The organism is Nocardia tengchongensis, assembly GCF_054781395.1.
The window spans coordinates 704,234-721,401 of the sequence record NZ_BAAGUM010000017.1 but is presented as its reverse complement, the minus strand read 5'-3'; the positions used below and the strand labels follow the sequence as shown (position 1 = coordinate 721,401).

The window sequence follows — 17,168 nt, the reverse complement described above, 5'->3', positions numbered from 1 at the left end:
ACTCCGCAGCCGATGCACGGTTCAGTTTTCGTTGACGATCGGGCGGATGCCGATGTCGCGGGCGGTGTCGACGAAGGCGCGGACGGCTGCGTTCTCGGCGGCGGCCAGCCAGACCAGGGCCCATTCGGTGGGGGGCGCGTCGACGATCGGGACGTAGGCGATGTTCGGCGGGGTGTAGGTCCAGGCAACGTGGGCGTTCATCGGGGAGACGACGGCGCCCGACATGATCAGCGGGAGGATCTCGAAGAAGGACGCCGCTTCGGGGCCGCGGGTGATCGGGATGCCGCTGGGAGTGGCGGCAGGCAGCATGCCTTCGGCCCAGTACTGCGGGACATTGCCCAGGCTCGGGAAGACACAGTCGGCGAGGTCTTCCATGGTGAGCGATTCACGAACGGCGAGTTCGGAGTTGGTCGTCGTGGCCAGGACCCGCCCCTCGGTCATCACTACCGGCCCGACCGTGAGGTCCGGTTCTCGAACGGGCAGCCAGATCAGGCCGAGGTCGACCTCCTGGGCCCGCAATGCGGTGAACGGTTCGCTGTGCGGGAAGTCGACCAATTCGATTGCGCAGTCCGGGTATCGGACGTTGAAGGCCTCGATGACGGGACGCAGGTACAGGCCCAGAATGCTCATGACGGCCACCCGCAGGGTGCCCTGCACGCTGCGGCTCGCGGCGCGGGCGCGGGTGAGTCCGGTGTCGATCAAGCTCTGCGCCCGCTTCAGGTCCTCGTACAGCTGACGCCCGATCGGGGTGAGGCTGACCGAGCGGGACGTGCGCTCGAACAGCGCGGCCTGAACCTGCCGCTCCTGCTTCTTGATCGCCTGGCTGACCCGGGCGGGGGTGACCCGCAGCTTCTCGGCGGTCCGGCCGAAATGCAGTTCCTCGGCCAAGGTCACGAAGATCTCGATGTCCCGCAACTCCACAACGATCTCCGCTCGATAGCTCCGCTCACCAGCACTCGATGAACGGAACCACTGTAACCCATAACAGAGCACATGCTCTGTTATGGGCGGCGTCCATGCCTGGCCCCGCTCCCGCCGCAGCGCGTTCGTAAACCTCTGGCTTAACCGACCTTTCGATCTCTGTCGTTGTTCCCACCTGCGGAAACTCCGAAGCTTGGAACTGTCGCCGAACACGGTGACCCAACACAGAGGAGGGAGTGAGGACATGAAGATCCTCGGCGCGGCAATCACCTTAACTGTCTCCGACCCTGCGGCATCGAGCGAGTTCTTCTGCACGCATCTCGGATTCCACGCCACGGTGACGAACGAGGACTTCACCTACCTCGAACGCGACGACCTGGACGTGGAAATCGTGCTGCGGCACCGAGATCCGGAAAGATCCCCGGCGACCGCGGGCCCAGGGCCGAGCGGCGTCCAGCTGTCCTTCGACGTACCGAACCTCGCCGCCGAACAGGATCGGCTGCTCGACGAGGACGCACCCGTCACCACGCCGCTACGCCGCGAAGCCGGCGGCCTGCTGCGGCTCCGGCTCACCGACCCGAACCAGGTCGACGTCCAGCTCACGCAATGGGCGCCGCCCGCCGGCTACTGACCGAGGCGATGTCAGCGGCCGTGTAAGGCGCGTGTCAGGTCGATATCAGCCCGGCCCGTGACAGTGCATCCAGAACACGTCCGACAGCCCCACCGACAATTGATCTCTCGAAAGGACCATCCACCGATGTTCGCTCTACTCGGGCGCATTGCCGTCAATCACCCATGGAAGGTGATCGCCCTCTGGGTCATCGCCACCATCGCGGTGGTGGGGCTGGCGCCGAAGCTCACCGCGACCACCGACCAATCCTCGTTCCTGCCTTCGCATTACGAGTCCATTCAGGCGATGGAGCTGCAACAGAAAGCATTTCCCGACGATGTGACGCCCGCGGCGCTGATCGTGGTGGAGCGCGCCGACGGCGCGGCGCTCAGCGGGGATGACGCGGCGCGCGTCACCGCCGTGGCGACCGACCTGAGCGGTCGCAACATCAAGGGCGTCACCGGAATTCAGGCGACTCCGCCGGCGGCGAACCGGTCGATCCAGGTCATCGCGGTGCAGATGACCAAGACCACCGATCCGAGCGACAAGACCCAGACCGACTCCGTGAAGGAGCTGCGCGACGCACTGCGCGGGCAAGTGTCGGGCACCGAGCTGAAGGCCGGGATCACCGGCACCGCGGCGCAGACCCTGGATCAGACCGAATCCGGCAACAAGGGCATGGCCATCATCGGCATCGCCACCGTCGTGCTGATCCTGGTGCTGATGCTCGTCATCTTCCGCAGCCCGGTGATCGCGCTGCTGCCGGTCATCACCATCGGCGCCATCTCGAGCACCGTCGGCGGCCTGATCGCCATCGTCGCCCACGCCTTCGACCTGAAGGTGGACAGCTCGGTCAACTCGCTGCTGACCGTCGTATTGTTCGGCGTCGGAACCGATTACATCCTGTTCCTGATGTTCCGCTACCGGGAGCGGCTGCGCGCCGGCGAGGACCCCAAGACCGCCATGATCAGCGCGGTCACCCGGGTCGGTGAAGCCATCACCTCCGCCGCGGGCGCGGTGATCATCGCCTTCCTGGCGCTGACCCTGTCCTCGCTCGGCATGTTCCGCGCCCTGGGCCCGGCGCTGGCCATCGCCGTCGCGGTCGCCATGCTGGCGGGGCTGACCCTGGTCCCGGCCATCGTCTCCAAACTGGGCACCAAGGTGTTCTGGCCGTCCAAGGCGTGGCAGCAGGAGCCGAAGGGCACGGTGTTCGCCGCGCTCGGCCGCGGTCTGGGACGCCGGCCGGGCGTCTTCGCCGCCGCCGCGGGCGCGGTGCTGGTGGCCCTGGGGGTGGCCGCCTTCGGCTTCCACCCGACCTTCGACATGAGCTCCGCATCCACCTCCGACACCACCGAATCCACCGTCTACAGCAAGGAACTGCTCAAAGGCATGCCCGCAGGCGCCACCCAGCCGTCGCTGGTCTACCTGCACTCGGACGCTGCCCTGACGGGCGCCCAGCTCGACGCCTACCGGACCGCGCTGACCACCACGCCCGGCGTCGGGCAGGTGGGAGCACCGCGGGTCTCGGCCGATGGTTCGATCGCCGAATTCCAGGTGACCCTCACCTCCGAGCCGACGTCCGATGCCGCACTGGCCACGGTCCGCGGGCCGCTGCGGGACAGCGCACACGCCGCGGCGCCGGCCGGGAGCAGCGCCTACGTCGGCGGCATGTCCTCGGTGCTGGTCGACTTCAAAGCCGCGATGAACCACGACTACAAGATCGTGTTCCCGGTGGCGGCCATCCTCATCGCCCTGGTGCTGGCACTGTTGCTGCGCAGCGTCGTCGCACCCTGGTACCTGATGGGCGCGGTGGGCCTCGGCTTCGCCGCCACCCTGGGCGCGGCGGTGCTGGTATTCCAGCGGGCCCAAGGCAATTCGGGCCTGATCTTCTCGCTGCCGATCATCATGTACATGTTCGTCATCGCCCTGGGCACCGACTACAACATCCTCATGGTGGCCCGGCTGCGCGAAGAGGCCGCCGAAGGCAGGGATCCGCGGACGGCGGCTGCGCTGAGCGTGCGCCACACCGGCCCCACCATCGCGGCCGCCGGCGTCATCCTGGCCGGGACCTTCGCCTCGATGATGCTGGCGGGCAATTCGATGCTGGCGCAGATGGGCTTCGCCATCTCCTTCGGCATCGCCCTCTCGGCCTTCGTCATGGCCATGTTCTTCACCCCCGCGGTGACCGCCCTGCTCGGCCGCAAGGCCTGGTGGCCGGGCCGGATCGGCGCCCGGCGGGACATCATGACCGAGCTGGACGACCAATCCGATTGGCAGGCAACGCAGAACAGCTACACCCGCTGATCCCGCACCCCGTGGATGCCTGACCGTACGCGGTCAGGCGTCCATCTTTTTCAGGGCCTTCTGGACGGTGAGGTAGGTGCGGGTGGTCATGTCCTTGCCCCAAGCCTTCTCGATGGTCTGCATGAAACCGGTGGTGCTGGGGTCGGTGTTGTCGATGACGGTGAGCAACGCGGCGGCGGGCTTGTCGTAGCGGACCACGCGGACCGGGGATCCCTCGGGGAAGTCGGGGATGGACTTCGGGTGCTCGCGGACGAAGGTGACCGTCAGATACGTCTCGCGACCGTGGGTGAGACCCGCGTAAGGATCGGAGTCGACGAGCGCCTGGAGTTGGGCGCGGGTGCGGATCAGGGTGCCGCCGGGGATGCCCAGTTCGGCGGTCAGGGCCTGCTGGATCTTCGATTCCAGGGCCGGCACGTTCGTGTCGTCCGACCGGAAGACGACATTGCCACTGGCCAGCAGGGTGCTGACCTTGGCGAAGCCGAGACCCTCGAACACGCCGCGCAGCTTCTCGCCGCGCATGTTGGGGTTGGTCGGCATGATCCCGCGCAGGAAGGCGGCGTACTGGTGCATGGCCGTGAACCTACCTGCGCGGGGCGACAGCGTCAGGACGCCGCGATGCCGCTCTTCTTGCGTTCGATGTCGGCGAGCGCCGCCATGTGGGCGGCACGGGCCTCGGCGGCGGCGTCCCAGGTTTCCTTACGGTTCTTGACCGCCCGGGCGGGAGCGCCGACGCAGATGGCGTAGTCGGGGTAGTCGCCCTTGACGACGGCGTGCGCGCCCAGCACGCAGCCGCGGCCGACGCGGGTGGAGCGCAGCACGGTGACCTTGGCGGCGATCCAGGTGTCGGGGCCGATGCGGACCGGCGACTTCACGATGCCCTGATCCTTGATGGGCAGGTTGATGTCGTCGGTGACATGGTCGAAGTCGCAGATGTAGCACCAGTCGGCGACCAGGGTGGATTCGCCGATCTCGATGTCGAGGTAGGTGTTGACGACGTTGTCCTTGCCGAACACCACCTTGTCGCCGATGCGCAGCGAACCCTCGTGGCAGCGAATGGCATTGCCGTCGCCGATGTGCACCCAGCGGCCGATCTCGAGCCGGGCCAGTTCCGGGGTGGCGTGGACTTCCACGTTCTTGCCCAGGAAGACCATGCCGCGCAGCACGATGTGCGGGTTGGCCATCTTGAACTTGAACAGCCGGTAGTAGCGCACCAGGTACCAGGGCGTGTAGGCGCGGTTGGCGAGAACCCACTTCAGAGACGCGGGCGTGAGGAAACGGGCCTGCTCCGGATCCCGGCGGCGCGAACCCCGCCAACGCGAGCGCAGCGGTGCGCCCCACATGCTCGTCACGAACTACTCCCTGTGTTCACCGGTCGTTTCAACGAGGGTATCCGTCCCCTGCGCGGGGCACGAAAGTAGGCTGTGCTCCGGCTGTAGCAACCCGGCGACAATCCTCAGACTTCCGTACTGGCAGAAGGGACACCAGCAGGTGCGAAACGGCAGGCGGCGGACCGGACGTGATCGACGCTCGAGCACCGGGGCCAAGGCGCTGGCCTTGGCGGGCGCCGGGTTGTTCGCGCTGACGGCGTGCTCGTACGGCAGCACCAAGGTCGACGATATCGGCGTCGGTCCCGGCAAGGGCTGGCCGATGGCGTTCGGGGATGCCCGCAACAGCGGGTCGAGCGCGGTCACCGGGTCCCGGAATCTGGCCTTGAATTGGTCTCGGCCCGTGGGCGGTCCGGTCGCGCAGCCGGTGACCATCGGCGGTGACGGGCAGCTGTATGTCACCACCCGCACCAACGGGTGCAACATCGTCTCGTTCCAGATGCCGACGGGCCGTAAGCGTTTCTGCAATCCGATGGGTCCCAGCGCCATCGCCGGCGGCGCCGCGGTGGACGGCACCGGCAATGTGTACGCCGGCGACGACGGCGGGGTGAACTCCTTCAACAATCTGGGGCAGCCGCGCTGGCGCACCCCCGCCGCCGGGACGCCGGTCTCGGTGCAGTTCACCGGTGACGGAAAAGTCCTGTCGGTCACCCAGTCCGGTCAGGTGGACGTCCTGATCCGGCAGACCGGCGCCCGCCAGGTCCCCACCACCCAGCTGCTCGGTGAGCCCGACTTCCTGGCCAACCCGGCGCTGAGCCGCCCGCCGGACGGCCAGGGTCTCGAGGATTGCGCGACCGGCGGCCCGCAGTGCCCGGTCGCGAATGTGTCGGCGGTGGACCAGAAGTCGGGCCGCTTCTACGCCACCGTGTGGAAGCCGGGCGACGGCCAGGCCGACCTGGTCGCGCTCACCTACGACGGCAAGGAAGTCCGCGTCGACTGGGACGCGAAGATGCTGAATCAGGGCAGCGCCACCAGCCCCGCCCTGTCCGCCGACGGCGCCACCGTCTACATCGGCGACAACGCCAACCGCCTGATGGCCGTGGACGCCGCCACCGGGCGCACCAAATGGACTCGGGACCTGGGCTTCCCGGCCCGCGGCGGCATCTCCGTCGCCGACGGCCTGCTGATCCCCGCCGGCGACGAAGGCCACCTGATGGCGCTGCGCGATCAGGGCGACACCGCCGACATCGCCTGGGAGCGCAAGGATCTCGAACTCCGCGGCCGCCCCGTCCAGACCGCCGGCGGCACCGGCTACACCGTCGCCCCGATCGGCGACAAGCTCACCCTGGTCACCTTCGACACCCGCTCCGGCGCCACCATCCAGTCCAACGACCTGCCCGGGGCCGAGGGCACCACCGTCGCCACCTCCATCGGCGACAAGGGCGAAGTCGTGGTCACCACCCGCATCGGCGAACTGTTCGTCTTCAAGCCGGAGAAGAAGTAGCGGCTGCTAGCGCAACGTCGACGCGAACGCGTCGACGTTGGCCGAAACACGCTGCAGGAGATCGAGCAGCGTGCGGTAGTCGTCGTCGGTGAGGCCCGCGGTGACGGCCGCGCGTTGAATCTGGATGCGCTCCAGCAGTTTCGCGTGCGCCTCGACGCCTTCCGGGGTCAGCGCACAGGTTCCGGCGTCGGCCGGCGCGACCCAGCCGCGGTCCACCAGTGCGCCGACATACGGTGCGGCCGTGGGCTCTTGGGCGTTCAGGAACGGAGCCAGAGCGACGTCGAGCCCGGCCGCGTCGAGCGGGCCGCCGGACAGGGTGTGCACGATCTGCCAGTGCCGGCGCAGCAGGCCCTCGGTGGCGAGGAGGGCGGCGAAGTTCGCTTCGAGGGTGTTGTCGATGTGCTTGAACCAGTAGCCGATCGGCTTGGGAGTGGACATGATCATCTCCAAACAGTTGTCAAAATACATATACATGTACTTTAACAAGTGATTGTAGAATGGCAAGGGTGAAGGACATCGACCCCGCGATCGTCGCCATCGAGCGCGCCATGGTGGCGATCCGCCGCAGCCAATCCCGGCGCGCACTGGCCAAATCCGCCGCCCGCGCGGGCGGCGGCCCGGCGGTCGATCCGACCATCTTCGGCGTCCTCGACGCGGTCGAGTCCCGCGACGGCGAAGTCACCGTCACCGAGATCGCCACGACCCTGGGCGTCGATCAGCCCCGGGCCAGTCGCCTGGTGGCGCGCGCGGTCGCCGAAGGCCTACTGGAACGCCGCGCCGACCAGCACGACGCCCGGCGCATCCACCTGCACCTCACCTCGGCCGCACGCACCGCGCTGGATCACGCGCACGCCCATCGCCGAGCCGCGTTCACCGCGGCCACGGCGGACTGGCCCGATCCGGAACGCGCCGAATTCGCCCGACTGCTCACCCGATTCGTCGCGGACTTCGACACGGTCAGCGGCGGATAAGGGTCAGTCCGGGCGGACCGCGTCGAGGACGGTGGCGGCGCGTTCGAGCATCGCTATGAGGGCGGCGGATTCGGCCTCGGTGAACTCCGCGGCGAGCGCCCGTTCCACCGGGACCGCGCGCTTGTCGGCGGCGCGCATGACCTTGCGACCCTCGTCGGTGAGGCTGGTCTCGAGCACATTGCGGTGCCAGGCGTGCGGGGTGCGTTCGATGAGGCCGCGGTCGCGCAGGTTGGTCAGCACCGTGTTCATGGTGGGCGGGGTGACGCCGCAGCGGCGGGCCAGTTCCGCGGCCGAGATGCCGGGATTCTCACTGAGGACGTAGAGGGCCGCGTACTGCGGGATGGTCACGCCCGTGGGCTTGAGGGCGGCGTTCTTCGCGCCCATCAGCGCCTGCTCGGCGCGCTTGATGTAGCTCCCCAGGCGTTCTTCGACCGGCATCGACGTCACCTCGGCATGATAGCTCACGTCATTGTTCGAACCTTGACTGTTATTAGAACTCTAATCTATCTTCGCTCTCGTACTCAGATGTCGTCTCTATCGTTCGGAAGGCATACACATGTCCCACCCCGTGATTCCCGAGAAGTACACCGACCTGCTCACCCGCCCGCTGTTCGCGCACTTGGCCACCCTGAATCCCGATGGCACGCCACAGGTCACGCCGATCTGGCAGCTCTGGGACGGGGAGTTCCTGCGGTTCACCACGACCACCACCCGGGCCAAGCACCGCAACACCGCGCGCGACCCGCACGTGGCGGTCAGCATCAACGATCCCGAGGCGCCCTACCGCTACCTGGAGATCCGCGGCGTCATCGAGCGCGTCGACGCCGATCCGGAGCGCGAGTTCTTCGATGTCCTCGCACAGCGCTACGGGCTGCCCTACGAGAAGCCGGTGGGCGACCACCCCGACCGCGTGGTGCTGGTCATGCGGCCGACGCACACCACCTATCAGGGGTGACCGCCGCTAGGGGGTGGCGCAGAGGAAAACCGTTGCCGTGCGGCCGATTCGGGTGACGACCAGGGTGTGCGGGATCTTGCCGCGGGGCTTGATGCGGGCGCGGAGGGCGTCAGGGTCGATATCGACTCCGCGGGTGAGGATTTCGAGGGGCCCGCAGTCGCGGCGGTGAAGTTCGGCGCGCAGGGGCTTCTCGCGGAATTCCATGCGGTCGAGGATGCGGAAGCCACGGACGCCGTCGGGGACCTTGTCACCGGTGAGGTAGGCGATGCGCGGATCCAGTTGCCACAGGTCGTGTTTCGCGGCGTAGTGACGGACCAGACCGGCGCGGACCACCGCGCCGTCGGGATCGACGATCCACTCCCCCGGCTCGCGCTCGGGGATGTCGTCGGGGGCGGTGTCGGTGAGGGTCCACGGGGCCGCGGTGGCGGACAGCACCGTCGCGCGGCGGGTGACGCCGGGCTCGGCCAAACCCGTTGACCACAGGCAGGCTTCGCGGACCGCGCCGTCGAGGGACACCACCTCGACTTCCCCGGCCCAGCCGAGGGTGTCGAAATCCAGTCCGGGAGCGCACTTCACGGCCAGGTCGCGGCCCGCGTAGGCGGTGAGCAGATCGGGCAGGGGCGGCTGGAGTTTGGCCGGGTCGTGGGTACGGCGGCCGTCGGCGCGGCGGGCCGGGTCGGCGATCACCACCTCGGCGATGCTGCACGGGACCAGCGCATCCGCCTTGGCCAGCAACACCTTTCGAGCGCCGAGATTGTGGGCGGCCATGGCCAGGCGTACCTCGTCGAGGTCGCTGCCGAGGACCGCGGGGCAGACCTCGGCGAGGGCGGCCAGTTCCGCGCCGATCGAGCAGGTGACGTCGTGGACGGTGCGGCCCGCGAGCCGCTGGGCGCGGTGCCGCGCCACCGCGGACGGGGTCGCCTGTTGCAGGGCGTCGTCGGTGAAGAGCCAGTCGCCCGCGTCCGCCAGTTTGGCGGTGGCCCGGCGGCGCAGGCGGACGGTTTCGACCAGGGCCGCGGAACGGTCGCCGTGGCCGCGGCGGATCCGTTCCAGATCCTTGAGCAGCGAGGCGGACGACAGCGCGAAATCGCCCACCTCGGCCAGGGCCGCCGCGCCGGCGGCACTGGAGAGGTAGGCGATGTCGTCGCGAGTGAAGGCGTAGCCCACGGGATTTCGTGGAGTCGGCCTACTTGGCGGACAAGCCGGGCTTCACGCCGGTGATCATGGCGTTGTAGAAGAACTGGCGGGGCACCACGTGGCGCAGCACCTTCTCGTCGAGGGCGGAGAACGCCAGCCACGCCTTGTACTGGGCCAGGCGGTAGCGCATGGTCAGCTTCTCCTCGGGCACGGCGGCCTCGAAGGTGCGGACCGGCCAGCCCCACAGGGCGGCGGCGAATTCCTCGGTCTTGGCCTGCACCTCGACGGCGCCGGCGTTGCGGGCCATCTGCTCCAGGTCGGAGGGGTCGAAGGTGTGCAGGTCGACGACGGCCTCGAGGGCGGCCGCGCGCGAGGACTCGTCAAGCTCGGCCTGCGGGCGACGCCAGCCGCTCAGGAACGGCAGCTTGGTGACGGTGGTGGTGACCTTCCAGGTGGCCTGGCCCAGCCGGCGCGCGTAGATATTGCCGATGGTGGTCGGCTCACCGGCGAACACGAAACGGCCGCCCGGCTTCAGCACGCGCAGGCACTCCTTGAGCGCCAGTTCCACATCGGGGATGTGGTGCAGCACGGCGTGACCGACGACCAGGTCGAAGGTGTCGTCCTCGTACGGGATGGTCTCGGCGTCGGCGACCCGGCCGTCCACGTCCAGGCCCAGGTTCTGACCGTTGCGGGTGGCGACCTTGACCATGCCCGGCGACAGGTCGGTGACCGAGCCGCGCTCGGCCACGCCGCCCTGCATCAGGTTCAGCAGGAAGAAGCCGGTGCCGCAGCCGAGTTCGAGGGCCCGCTCGTAGGGCTGCTCGGAGCTGGGGGCGACGGCGTCGAAGCGACCCCGGGCGTATTCGATGCAGCGCTCGTCGTAGGAGATCGACCACTTGTCGTCGTAGGTCTCGGCTTCCCAGTCGTGATACAGGACCTGGGCGAGCTTGTTGTCGCTATACGCGGCCTGGACCTCGGCCTCGGTGGCGTGCGGGTTCGGCGCGGGGTCTTCAGGACCAACTGTCATGCAGGCTAGCCTAATGAATAGCCCGGTGAGGGGTGTTATCGGGCCACTGAACGGGACGTGAACGGGGCCGCATCCGGACCGTCGACCAAATAAGAACGTGTTCCAACCTGCTGATCCGGGGTGCCGAACAACTCCGACCACTCCCGACGCGCCCGATCATGGCCGTGCGTACCCGCCTCGAAGACCCGTTTCGCGGCCGCCAGCGCGGTGCCCGGACCACCCACGAACTGCCGCGCCCAGCGCAGGGCGGCGGCGAAGACATCGTCGGGCGCGACCACCTCGTCGACCAGACCCAGCGCCGCGGCCTCCTCGTGGTCCACGAAGCGGCCGCTGTACACCAGATCCTTGGCGGGCGACGGGCCGATCAGCAGGCTCAGGCGGCGGATGCCGGCGAGCGGGATCAGCCCCGCCTTGATCTGCGGCAGACCCAGTTTCACGTTGTCGCCGATGATCCGGCGATCCGCGGCCAGCGCCAGCTCCAGGCCCGAACCCAGCGCGTAGCCGCTGATGGCGGCCACGGTCGGCTGCGGCAGCCGGGCCAGGCAGCCCAGCGCCGACTGGAAGTCCGCGACCATGGCCTGCGCCTGCTCGGGGGTGAGGCGGGCCAGCTCGGCCAGCTCGTCGCCGGCGCTGAAGACCCGCTCGTCGCCGTAGACCACCACGGCCGCGATCGACGCGTCGGCGGCGATCGCGTCGGCGGCGGCCGACACCTCGAGCGCCACCTGCAGATCGATCAGATTCATCGGCGGGCGGGCGATGCGGAGTACCGCGACGCCCTCTGCCACACCCCGGTCCACGGTCACGAATTCGGCCACAGCCGATCACATTAGCCCGGGCGCCGCCTACGGTGTCCCGCCGCCCGGGCCCCGGCCGCGACCGCCCTGCCCCGCGCTGGACTACTCCGGTCGCTGCGAACCCCGGATGCGCGCGTTCTTCGGCAGCTCCGCGAAGTAGCGGTCGGCGTTCGGGAACGCCAGCGCCGGGCCGTCGGCCTCGGGGTCGTAGACCGGCATGATCGGGGCGATGGTGCGGTCGGCCGCGAGAATCTCGGCGGTGGAAGCGAATTCGCCCAGGACCGCGAGCTGGGTCCAGGTCGGCGGCAGCAGCACGTCGGCGCCCTCGTGCCAGCGACGGATGGCCTCGGCGGGGGTGCACCAGGAGACGACCTCGGCCTCGGAGGTGGCGCCGTCGGCGAGCTGACCCTGCGGCAGCACGGCGACGAAGAAGCGGGTGTCGTAGCGGCGCGGCTCGATCACCGGGGTGATCCAGTTGTCCCAGGGCCGCAGCAGGTCGGCGCGCAGCACCAGGTTCTCGCGGGTCAGGAATTCGGCGAAGGACAGCTCGCGGCGTTCGAGCTGACCGCGGGCCTCGGCGTAGACGGCGGTGTCGGTGACGACGGTGTCGGCGGTCGGCCCGGCCAGCAGCACGCCGCATTCCTCGAAGGTCTCGCGCACCGCGGCGCACACCAGCGCCTGGGCGCGGCCCGCGTCGATGCCGAAGGCCTCGGCCCACCAGTCCGCGTCGGGTCCGGCCCAGTCCAGGGCGACCGACGCGTCGGAGGGGTCGACGCCACCGCCGGGGAAGACGGTCATGCCGGCCGCGAACGCCATCTCGCCGACCCGGCGCTGCAGGAACACCTCGGGCCCGTGCGCACCGTCGCGCACCAGCATGACCGTGGACGCGTCCTTGACCGGACGGGCGGCGGGCTGGGATCCGGGCTGTGCAACTGTCTCGCTCACATTCCGCACCATAACCCTTACCCGAGCGAAATAACATAAGCCGGTTCGGTTTGCCGGGCCGTTCGGCCGAAGACCCCGATTCCGGCGGAATGCCTCGGTCAGGTGCGCCGAAGGCCGGGTTTCACTCGGTCAAATGCACTGATCCGGTGCGGGTTTCGATGACGGGCGGCCCCGCGGGGTCGGGGCGGCGGGTCCAGGTGCCCTCGACCCGGCCGGTCCGGTAGTCCTGCACCTGGCTGACCACCTCCCCCGCGTCGTCGGTCCAGGTAACCAGGAAGACGCCCGCCTCGACGGCCGCGACCGCGACCGGGGCGCTGGTCCGGCGTCCGGTGTCGGCGGCGGTGTAGGTGACGGTGCGCCCGTCGGCGGCGAAGGTGATGGTGCCGCCCGAGCCGACGTCGTAGCTGAGCTGCACCGTCTTACCGTTCAGGTCCGCGGGCACCGCGGCCTTGCCGAGGGTTTCGGCGGCGTGCGACTTCGAAACCTGCTGGGCCGCCGGTGGATCGGCGACGCATCCGGCCGCGGCGAGGGCGACGGCGAGGATCGCGATCGCACCGGTGCCCCGGGACGCGATGGGGCCCGCGTTGCGGGTAGCGAAGGCACCGTTGGTCCGGCCCACAGCCAGCTCCCTCCGTCAGCGGCAGTTGCGGACAGTTTGCCCGGCAGCTCCGGAGGATGCAATCGCAGCGCGCCGACCTTCGCGAGACAGGTTGCGGGAAACCGGATCAGCGATTGCGATGGCGGCCGAAGCGCTGGCTGCGGCGGGCGAAGTAGCGGCCGTCGATGCGATCCAGCTGAATCGACTGCCGGAACGCCTCACTCAGGTTCTCCGAAGTCAGCACATCGGTCAGCAAACCCTGCGCGACCACCGCGCCCTCATTGAGCAGCAGGCCGTGGGTGAAGCCCGGCGGGATCTCCTCCACGTGGTGGGTGACCAGGACGGTGGCGGGCGCGTCCGGGTCGGCGGCCAGATCGCCGAGCCGTTCGACCAGTTCCTCGCGGCCGCCCAGATCGAGTCCGGCGGCGGGTTCGTCGAGCAGCAGCAGTTCCGGGTCGGTCATCAGCGCGCGGGCGATGAGCACCCGTTTGCGCTCGCCTTCGGAGAGCGTCCCGTAGGTGCGGTCGGAAAGGTGTTCCGCGCCCAGGCTTTCCAGAATGTCTACGGCCCGGTCGGTATCCATATCGTCGTACCGCTCACGCCAGCGGCCCATCACCGCGTAACCGGCCGACACCACCAGATCGGCGACCTTCTCGTCGATCGGCACCCGGCTGGCGATGGCGGCGGAGGAGATTCCGATGCGCGGGCGTAGTTCGTTGATGTCGACCCGCCCCAGCGTCTCGCCGAGCAGATTGGCGACACCGGAGGTGGGATGCATCTCGGCGGCGGCCATTCGCAGCAGCGAGGTCTTGCCCGCGCCGTTGGGGCCGAGCACCACCCAGCGTTCGTCCAATTCCACCTGCCAGGTGACCGGACCGACCAGGGTATGTCCGGAACGTCGAACGGTGACGTCGTTGAAATCGATGAGCAGATCGGGATCCGGTTGCGGCACGGGGTCCATCTTGGCCCACCGCACTGGACGATCGTCAACGTGGTGGGTAAACCCGGGGCGTGTCCTCTCCGGAAGTACGGGGACGATAAGCGATTTCGTGGGCGCCGCTATCGAATTCCGATAGGTCACGCTCGGCGTCGCTCATTCCGCGGTCCCGCGCGTCGGCCCTGGTGGAGCGAAACATCCGCGCCAGGATCAGTGCCACCGGGATCGAGAGCACTATCCACACGATGAGAACAACCAGCAATGTTGTCATTTCGTGGTTTCCTTTCGAGGAAACTCGTGAATCGATCCTTGCCCACCCGGTCTGGGAAGTCGATACGCACTGCCCATATGGGTCAGCACGCCGACCATTCGGTTTCGCTAGTGCGCCATCCGAACATTCGCTCCCACGCCACCCGAACTACGGCACCGCGATCACGGTCGTCGATCCGGGAGCCACCTCCGTGAACCCGGCATCGCGCACCGCCACCGCGTCGCCCCGGGCCACCCGCCGCTGCAACTCCGCCCAGTGACCCGGGTCGGCCTCCGCGACGGTGCACCGGAATCCGGTGCCGGCCCACGCATACGCCTGCCGCACGGGAAGGGCGCCTGCCAGCAGCATGCCGGCATGCCCTACCTGTGCCGCCGCCTTCCCCACAGTCATACCCAATTCCGCGTCCACCCATAGCACCGGAAATTCCGGATCGATTGCGATGTCCTCCTCGACCGGAAGCTCGGTGCCACTGATCTGGAGCCGGCGAATCCGCGGATCCACCTCGCCGACCGGACCCGGCACCAGCGCCCGCGCCTGCGCGCCCGCGAATTCGACTGTGACACCGTCGACTTCCTGCGCGGCCAGCCACTGCACGCCCCGGGCCCGCCGCGCCACCTTGCGGATTCGTGAGTGTTTCCACGTCAAATACCGTTCCTCCCACTCGCCCCCGGGCCCGACCCGCTCGTCCAGGCACAGCGCCACCACCGCCGAGGCGGCGGCGGCCAGCAGCGCCGAACGCGCGGGCGGGTCGTTCTTGGGGATGTGCAGCACCATCTGCATGGCCTGGACCAGCGCCGGGTCGGCGGGATCGCCCCCGCCGCCGTACCCCTTGGCCAGCTCCGCGTGCCTGGCCTCGAAACCGGCATCGATGGTGGATCCAACGCTCGACACAACTTCTCCTACAACGACGTTCTAACGCACCGTCACGTTCACGGTGAAACGCTTGGCGGGCTCCACGCCCTGTTCCCAGGCGCGCATGTACGACAGGTTCAACGTGGTGGAACCGGGTGCGGCCGCCACGAAATCAAGCACCGACTTGCCGCCCACACCGACCTTGCCGTCCGGATTCGAGTCCTGCTCGTAGTCCGGAGAGCCGTTCGGCTTCACGACCTTCTGGTCCAGTTCGCCGACCTGCCAGGCGTATCCGGTGGTCGGATTGGCTTCGAGGGTGACGATCAGGCCCTGGCCCACGGCCAGACTCACGTCCTTGCCGTCGGCGTCGGCGCCGATCCGCTCGGCCGCGTGCGCGGGCGCGGTCGGCGACGCCGCGGTGGTGACCGCGACGCTGGTGGCGGACTGCGGTGTCGCCTCGTTCGAACCGGAACTGCCGCAGCCGGCCAGCGCGAGGCCGGCCGTCAACATCACCAGCGGCATACGCACGCGCACGCGGTCTCCTTCGGTCGTGGCCGGGTTTCCAACCACGGTACCGAGAGCGGAGCTGCGAGCGGCGCAAGCGAATTGGACGCGTTGCGGCCAACTAGCCGGACATACCGGAACTAGCGGACGCTGCTCGCAAACTTCAGTGCGGCAGCGGCACGCGGCGAATGCCGCCGTCGCGGGCGTCGGCCGCCTCCACCTCGTCGCGGGTGACGCCGAGGATGAACAGCACCGCGTCCAGGAACGGATGCGACAGCGCCGCGTCGGCGACCTCGCGCAGCGCCGGCTTGGCGTTGAACGCGATACCGAGCCCGGCGGCATTGAGCATGTCGATGTCGTTCGCGCCGTCGCCGACCGCGACGGTCTGCTCCATCGGCACGCCCGTCTCGGCCGCGAACCGGCGCAGCGCAACGGCTTTCGCGGCCCGGTCCACGATCTCCCCGGTCACCGCGCCGGTCAGCTTGCCGTCGCGGATCTCGAGCGTGTTGGCCTGCACGAAATCCAGTTCCAGCTCGTGCGCCAGCGGCTCGATGACCTGACGGAAACCGCCGGACACCACGCCGCAGCGGAAGCCCAGGCGGCGCAGGGTGCGAATGGTGGTGCGGGCGCCGGGGGTGAGCTCGATACGCTCGGCGACCTCGTCGATGACCGAGGCGTCCAGCCCGGCCAGGGTGGCGACGCGCTGGCGCAGGGATTCGGAGAAGTCGATCTCGCCGCGCATGGCGGCCTCGGTGACCTGGCGGACCTCGTCCTCGACACCGGCGTGCGCGGCCAGCATCTCGATCACCTCACCCTGGATCAGGGTGGAGTCCACGTCGAACACGATGAGCCGCTTGGCCCGTCGCGCCAGACCGGCCTTCTCGACCGCCACGTCCACACTCTCCTTGGCGGCCACCGCGGACAGGGTAGTGCGCAGCGCGGTCTCGGTGTCCGCGTCGGCGGCGGGCACGGTGACCAGCAGTTCCAGACCCGTCACCGGGTAGTCGGCGATGCCGCGAATGGAATCGATGTTCACGCCCTGCGCGGCCAGCTTGCGCGCGATGGCGCTGAAGGCGCGGGCGGTGACCGGCGAACCCAGCACCACGACCGCGTGGGTGGACAGCTTCGCGCCCGACACGGCGCTCGCCCCGATCTCCACATCGACGTTCATGCCGATGGAGGCCATGGCGTCCTCGAGCTGATCCTGCAGCCCCTCGGGATCGGTGGGACACGACACCAGCACGCCCAGGGTGAGGCGGCCGCGAATGACCACCTGCTCCACGTCCAGCAGACTGACCCCGTTGTTGGCCAGTGCGGCGAGTAGCACCGACGTGACGCCCGGCTTGTCGGGTCCGGTGACCGTGACCAGAACCGTCGTGTCAGACGCGCTCAATCGATGACTCCTTAGTCCCTGCGGCTGGTGATCCCCCCGACATGCGGCGGCAGCTCATTCTGTCAGGTCGGCGTTCCACCGACCGCGCCGACGTCCGCCCACGGTGGCGGGCATCACGTC

General features: G+C 68.9%; 20 protein-coding genes. 5 read left to right on the top strand and 15 right to left on the bottom strand.

Annotated elements, in window-relative coordinates; all coding sequences use genetic code 11:
- Positions 1-21: 21 nt before the first annotated feature.
- Positions 22-921: a LysR family transcriptional regulator gene (locus ACYVKL_RS34345; protein ID WP_379166857.1), complete on the bottom strand. Its 900-nt coding sequence runs from the start codon at positions 919-921 to the stop codon at positions 22-24.
- Positions 922-1,165: 244 nt separating this feature from the next.
- Here ACYVKL_RS34345 and ACYVKL_RS34340 point away from each other — a divergent pair, with 244 nt between their 5' ends.
- On the top strand, positions 1,166-1,552 hold the full coding sequence (locus ACYVKL_RS34340) for a VOC family protein (protein ID WP_379166858.1): 387 nt from the start codon (positions 1,166-1,168) through the stop codon (positions 1,550-1,552).
- Between the two features lie 126 nt (positions 1,553-1,678).
- Positions 1,679-3,835, top strand: coding sequence for an MMPL family transporter (locus ACYVKL_RS34335; protein WP_379166860.1), 2,157 nt, complete (start codon positions 1,679-1,681; stop codon positions 3,833-3,835).
- Between the two features lie 33 nt (positions 3,836-3,868).
- Here the strand turns inward: ACYVKL_RS34335 and ACYVKL_RS34330 are convergent, their stop codons facing one another.
- Both ACYVKL_RS34330 and ACYVKL_RS34325 read right to left on the bottom strand, forming a co-directional pair.
- Positions 3,869-4,405: a DUF1697 domain-containing protein gene (locus ACYVKL_RS34330; RefSeq protein ID WP_213557221.1), complete on the bottom strand. Its 537-nt coding sequence runs from the start codon at positions 4,403-4,405 to the stop codon at positions 3,869-3,871.
- A gap of 32 nt (positions 4,406-4,437) precedes the next feature.
- Positions 4,438-5,184, bottom strand: a complete 747-nt coding sequence (locus tag ACYVKL_RS34325; RefSeq protein ID WP_357193272.1) for an acyltransferase — start codon at positions 5,182-5,184, stop codon at positions 4,438-4,440.
- 139 nt (positions 5,185-5,323) lie between these two features.
- On the opposite strand from ACYVKL_RS34325, the gene ACYVKL_RS34320 reads away from it, so the two are divergent.
- Positions 5,324-6,664 (top strand): outer membrane protein assembly factor BamB family protein, encoded by a 1,341-nt coding sequence (locus ACYVKL_RS34320; protein ID WP_379166862.1) that lies wholly within the window; start codon positions 5,324-5,326, stop codon positions 6,662-6,664.
- A gap of 6 nt (positions 6,665-6,670) precedes the next feature.
- Here the strand turns inward: ACYVKL_RS34320 and ACYVKL_RS34315 are convergent, their stop codons facing one another.
- A complete protein-coding gene (locus ACYVKL_RS34315) occupies positions 6,671-7,102 on the bottom strand; it encodes a MarR family winged helix-turn-helix transcriptional regulator (RefSeq protein ID WP_379166864.1) in 432 nt (143 codons plus the stop codon).
- Positions 7,103-7,170: 68 nt separating this feature from the next.
- On the opposite strand from ACYVKL_RS34315, the gene ACYVKL_RS34310 reads away from it, so the two are divergent.
- The gene (locus tag ACYVKL_RS34310) at positions 7,171-7,635 is read left to right on the top strand and encodes a MarR family winged helix-turn-helix transcriptional regulator (RefSeq protein ID WP_379166866.1); all 465 of its coding nucleotides are present in this window, start codon (positions 7,171-7,173) and stop codon (positions 7,633-7,635) included.
- A 3-nt stretch (positions 7,636-7,638) separates the two neighbouring features.
- On the opposite strand, the gene ACYVKL_RS34305 is transcribed toward ACYVKL_RS34310, so the two are convergent.
- Positions 7,639-8,100, bottom strand: coding sequence for a MarR family winged helix-turn-helix transcriptional regulator (locus tag ACYVKL_RS34305; protein ID WP_379166868.1), 462 nt, complete (start codon positions 8,098-8,100; stop codon positions 7,639-7,641).
- A 91-nt stretch (positions 8,101-8,191) separates the two neighbouring features.
- On the opposite strand from ACYVKL_RS34305, the gene ACYVKL_RS34300 reads away from it, so the two are divergent.
- Entirely contained in the window at positions 8,192-8,590 is a 399-nt protein-coding gene (locus tag ACYVKL_RS34300) for a PPOX class F420-dependent oxidoreductase (protein WP_379166870.1), read from the top strand.
- 6 nt (positions 8,591-8,596) lie between these two features.
- Here the strand turns inward: ACYVKL_RS34300 and ACYVKL_RS34295 are convergent, their stop codons facing one another.
- From ACYVKL_RS34295 to serB, 10 genes are all read right to left on the bottom strand, one after another.
- Positions 8,597-9,757 (bottom strand): class I SAM-dependent methyltransferase, encoded by a 1,161-nt coding sequence (locus tag ACYVKL_RS34295; protein WP_379166872.1) that lies wholly within the window; start codon positions 9,755-9,757, stop codon positions 8,597-8,599.
- A 19-nt stretch (positions 9,758-9,776) separates the two neighbouring features.
- The gene (locus ACYVKL_RS34290; protein ID WP_379166873.1) at positions 9,777-10,754 is read right to left on the bottom strand and encodes a class I SAM-dependent methyltransferase; all 978 of its coding nucleotides are present in this window, start codon (positions 10,752-10,754) and stop codon (positions 9,777-9,779) included.
- Between the two features lie 35 nt (positions 10,755-10,789).
- Positions 10,790-11,569, bottom strand: coding sequence for an enoyl-CoA hydratase-related protein (locus ACYVKL_RS34285; protein WP_379166875.1), 780 nt, complete (start codon positions 11,567-11,569; stop codon positions 10,790-10,792).
- Positions 11,570-11,650: 81 nt separating this feature from the next.
- Positions 11,651-12,424, bottom strand: coding sequence for an NUDIX hydrolase (locus ACYVKL_RS34280; RefSeq protein WP_379167896.1), 774 nt, complete (start codon positions 12,422-12,424; stop codon positions 11,651-11,653).
- A 190-nt stretch (positions 12,425-12,614) separates the two neighbouring features.
- The gene (locus ACYVKL_RS34275; RefSeq protein WP_213557229.1) at positions 12,615-13,112 is read right to left on the bottom strand and encodes a MoaF-related domain-containing protein; all 498 of its coding nucleotides are present in this window, start codon (positions 13,110-13,112) and stop codon (positions 12,615-12,617) included.
- Between the two features lie 106 nt (positions 13,113-13,218).
- On the bottom strand, positions 13,219-14,052 hold the full coding sequence (locus tag ACYVKL_RS34270; protein WP_357195820.1) for an ABC transporter ATP-binding protein: 834 nt from the start codon (positions 14,050-14,052) through the stop codon (positions 13,219-13,221).
- 25 nt (positions 14,053-14,077) lie between these two features.
- Complete coding sequence (locus ACYVKL_RS34265) at positions 14,078-14,299, bottom strand: hypothetical protein (protein ID WP_379166877.1); 222 nt, start codon at positions 14,297-14,299, stop codon at positions 14,078-14,080.
- A 147-nt stretch (positions 14,300-14,446) separates the two neighbouring features.
- Entirely contained in the window at positions 14,447-15,190 is a 744-nt protein-coding gene (locus ACYVKL_RS34260; protein WP_379166879.1) for a peptidyl-tRNA hydrolase, read from the bottom strand.
- A gap of 21 nt (positions 15,191-15,211) precedes the next feature.
- The gene (locus tag ACYVKL_RS34255) at positions 15,212-15,685 is read right to left on the bottom strand and encodes a protease inhibitor I42 family protein (protein WP_379166881.1); all 474 of its coding nucleotides are present in this window, start codon (positions 15,683-15,685) and stop codon (positions 15,212-15,214) included.
- A gap of 133 nt (positions 15,686-15,818) precedes the next feature.
- The gene (gene serB / locus ACYVKL_RS34250) at positions 15,819-17,048 is read right to left on the bottom strand and encodes a phosphoserine phosphatase SerB (protein ID WP_379166883.1); all 1,230 of its coding nucleotides are present in this window, start codon (positions 17,046-17,048) and stop codon (positions 15,819-15,821) included.
- Between the last annotated feature and the right edge of the window lie 120 nt (positions 17,049-17,168).

Bases quoted from the DNA above. Each gene is read 5' to 3' on its own strand.
- ACYVKL_RS34335 (WP_379166860.1), top strand. From the start codon at position 1,679: ATGTTCGCTCTACTCGGGCGCATTGCCGTCAATCACCCATGGAAGGTG.
- ACYVKL_RS34330 (WP_213557221.1), bottom strand. From the start codon at position 4,405: ATGCACCAGTACGCCGCCTTCCTGCGCGGGATCATGCCGACCAACCCC.
- ACYVKL_RS34280 (WP_379167896.1), bottom strand. From the start codon at position 12,424: ATGCTGGTGCGCGACGGTGCGCACGGGCCCGAGGTGTTCCTGCAGCGC.
- ACYVKL_RS34340 (WP_379166858.1), top strand. From the start codon at position 1,166: ATGAAGATCCTCGGCGCGGCAATCACCTTAACTGTCTCCGACCCTGCG.
- ACYVKL_RS34290 (WP_379166873.1), bottom strand. From the start codon at position 10,754: ATGACAGTTGGTCCTGAAGACCCCGCGCCGAACCCGCACGCCACCGAG.
- ACYVKL_RS34265 (WP_379166877.1), bottom strand. From the start codon at position 14,299: ATGACAACATTGCTGGTTGTTCTCATCGTGTGGATAGTGCTCTCGATC.
- ACYVKL_RS34315 (WP_379166864.1), bottom strand. From the start codon at position 7,102: ATGTCCACTCCCAAGCCGATCGGCTACTGGTTCAAGCACATCGACAAC.
- ACYVKL_RS34270 (WP_357195820.1), bottom strand. From the start codon at position 14,052: ATGGACCCCGTGCCGCAACCGGATCCCGATCTGCTCATCGATTTCAAC.
- ACYVKL_RS34300 (WP_379166870.1), top strand. From the start codon at position 8,192: ATGTCCCACCCCGTGATTCCCGAGAAGTACACCGACCTGCTCACCCGC.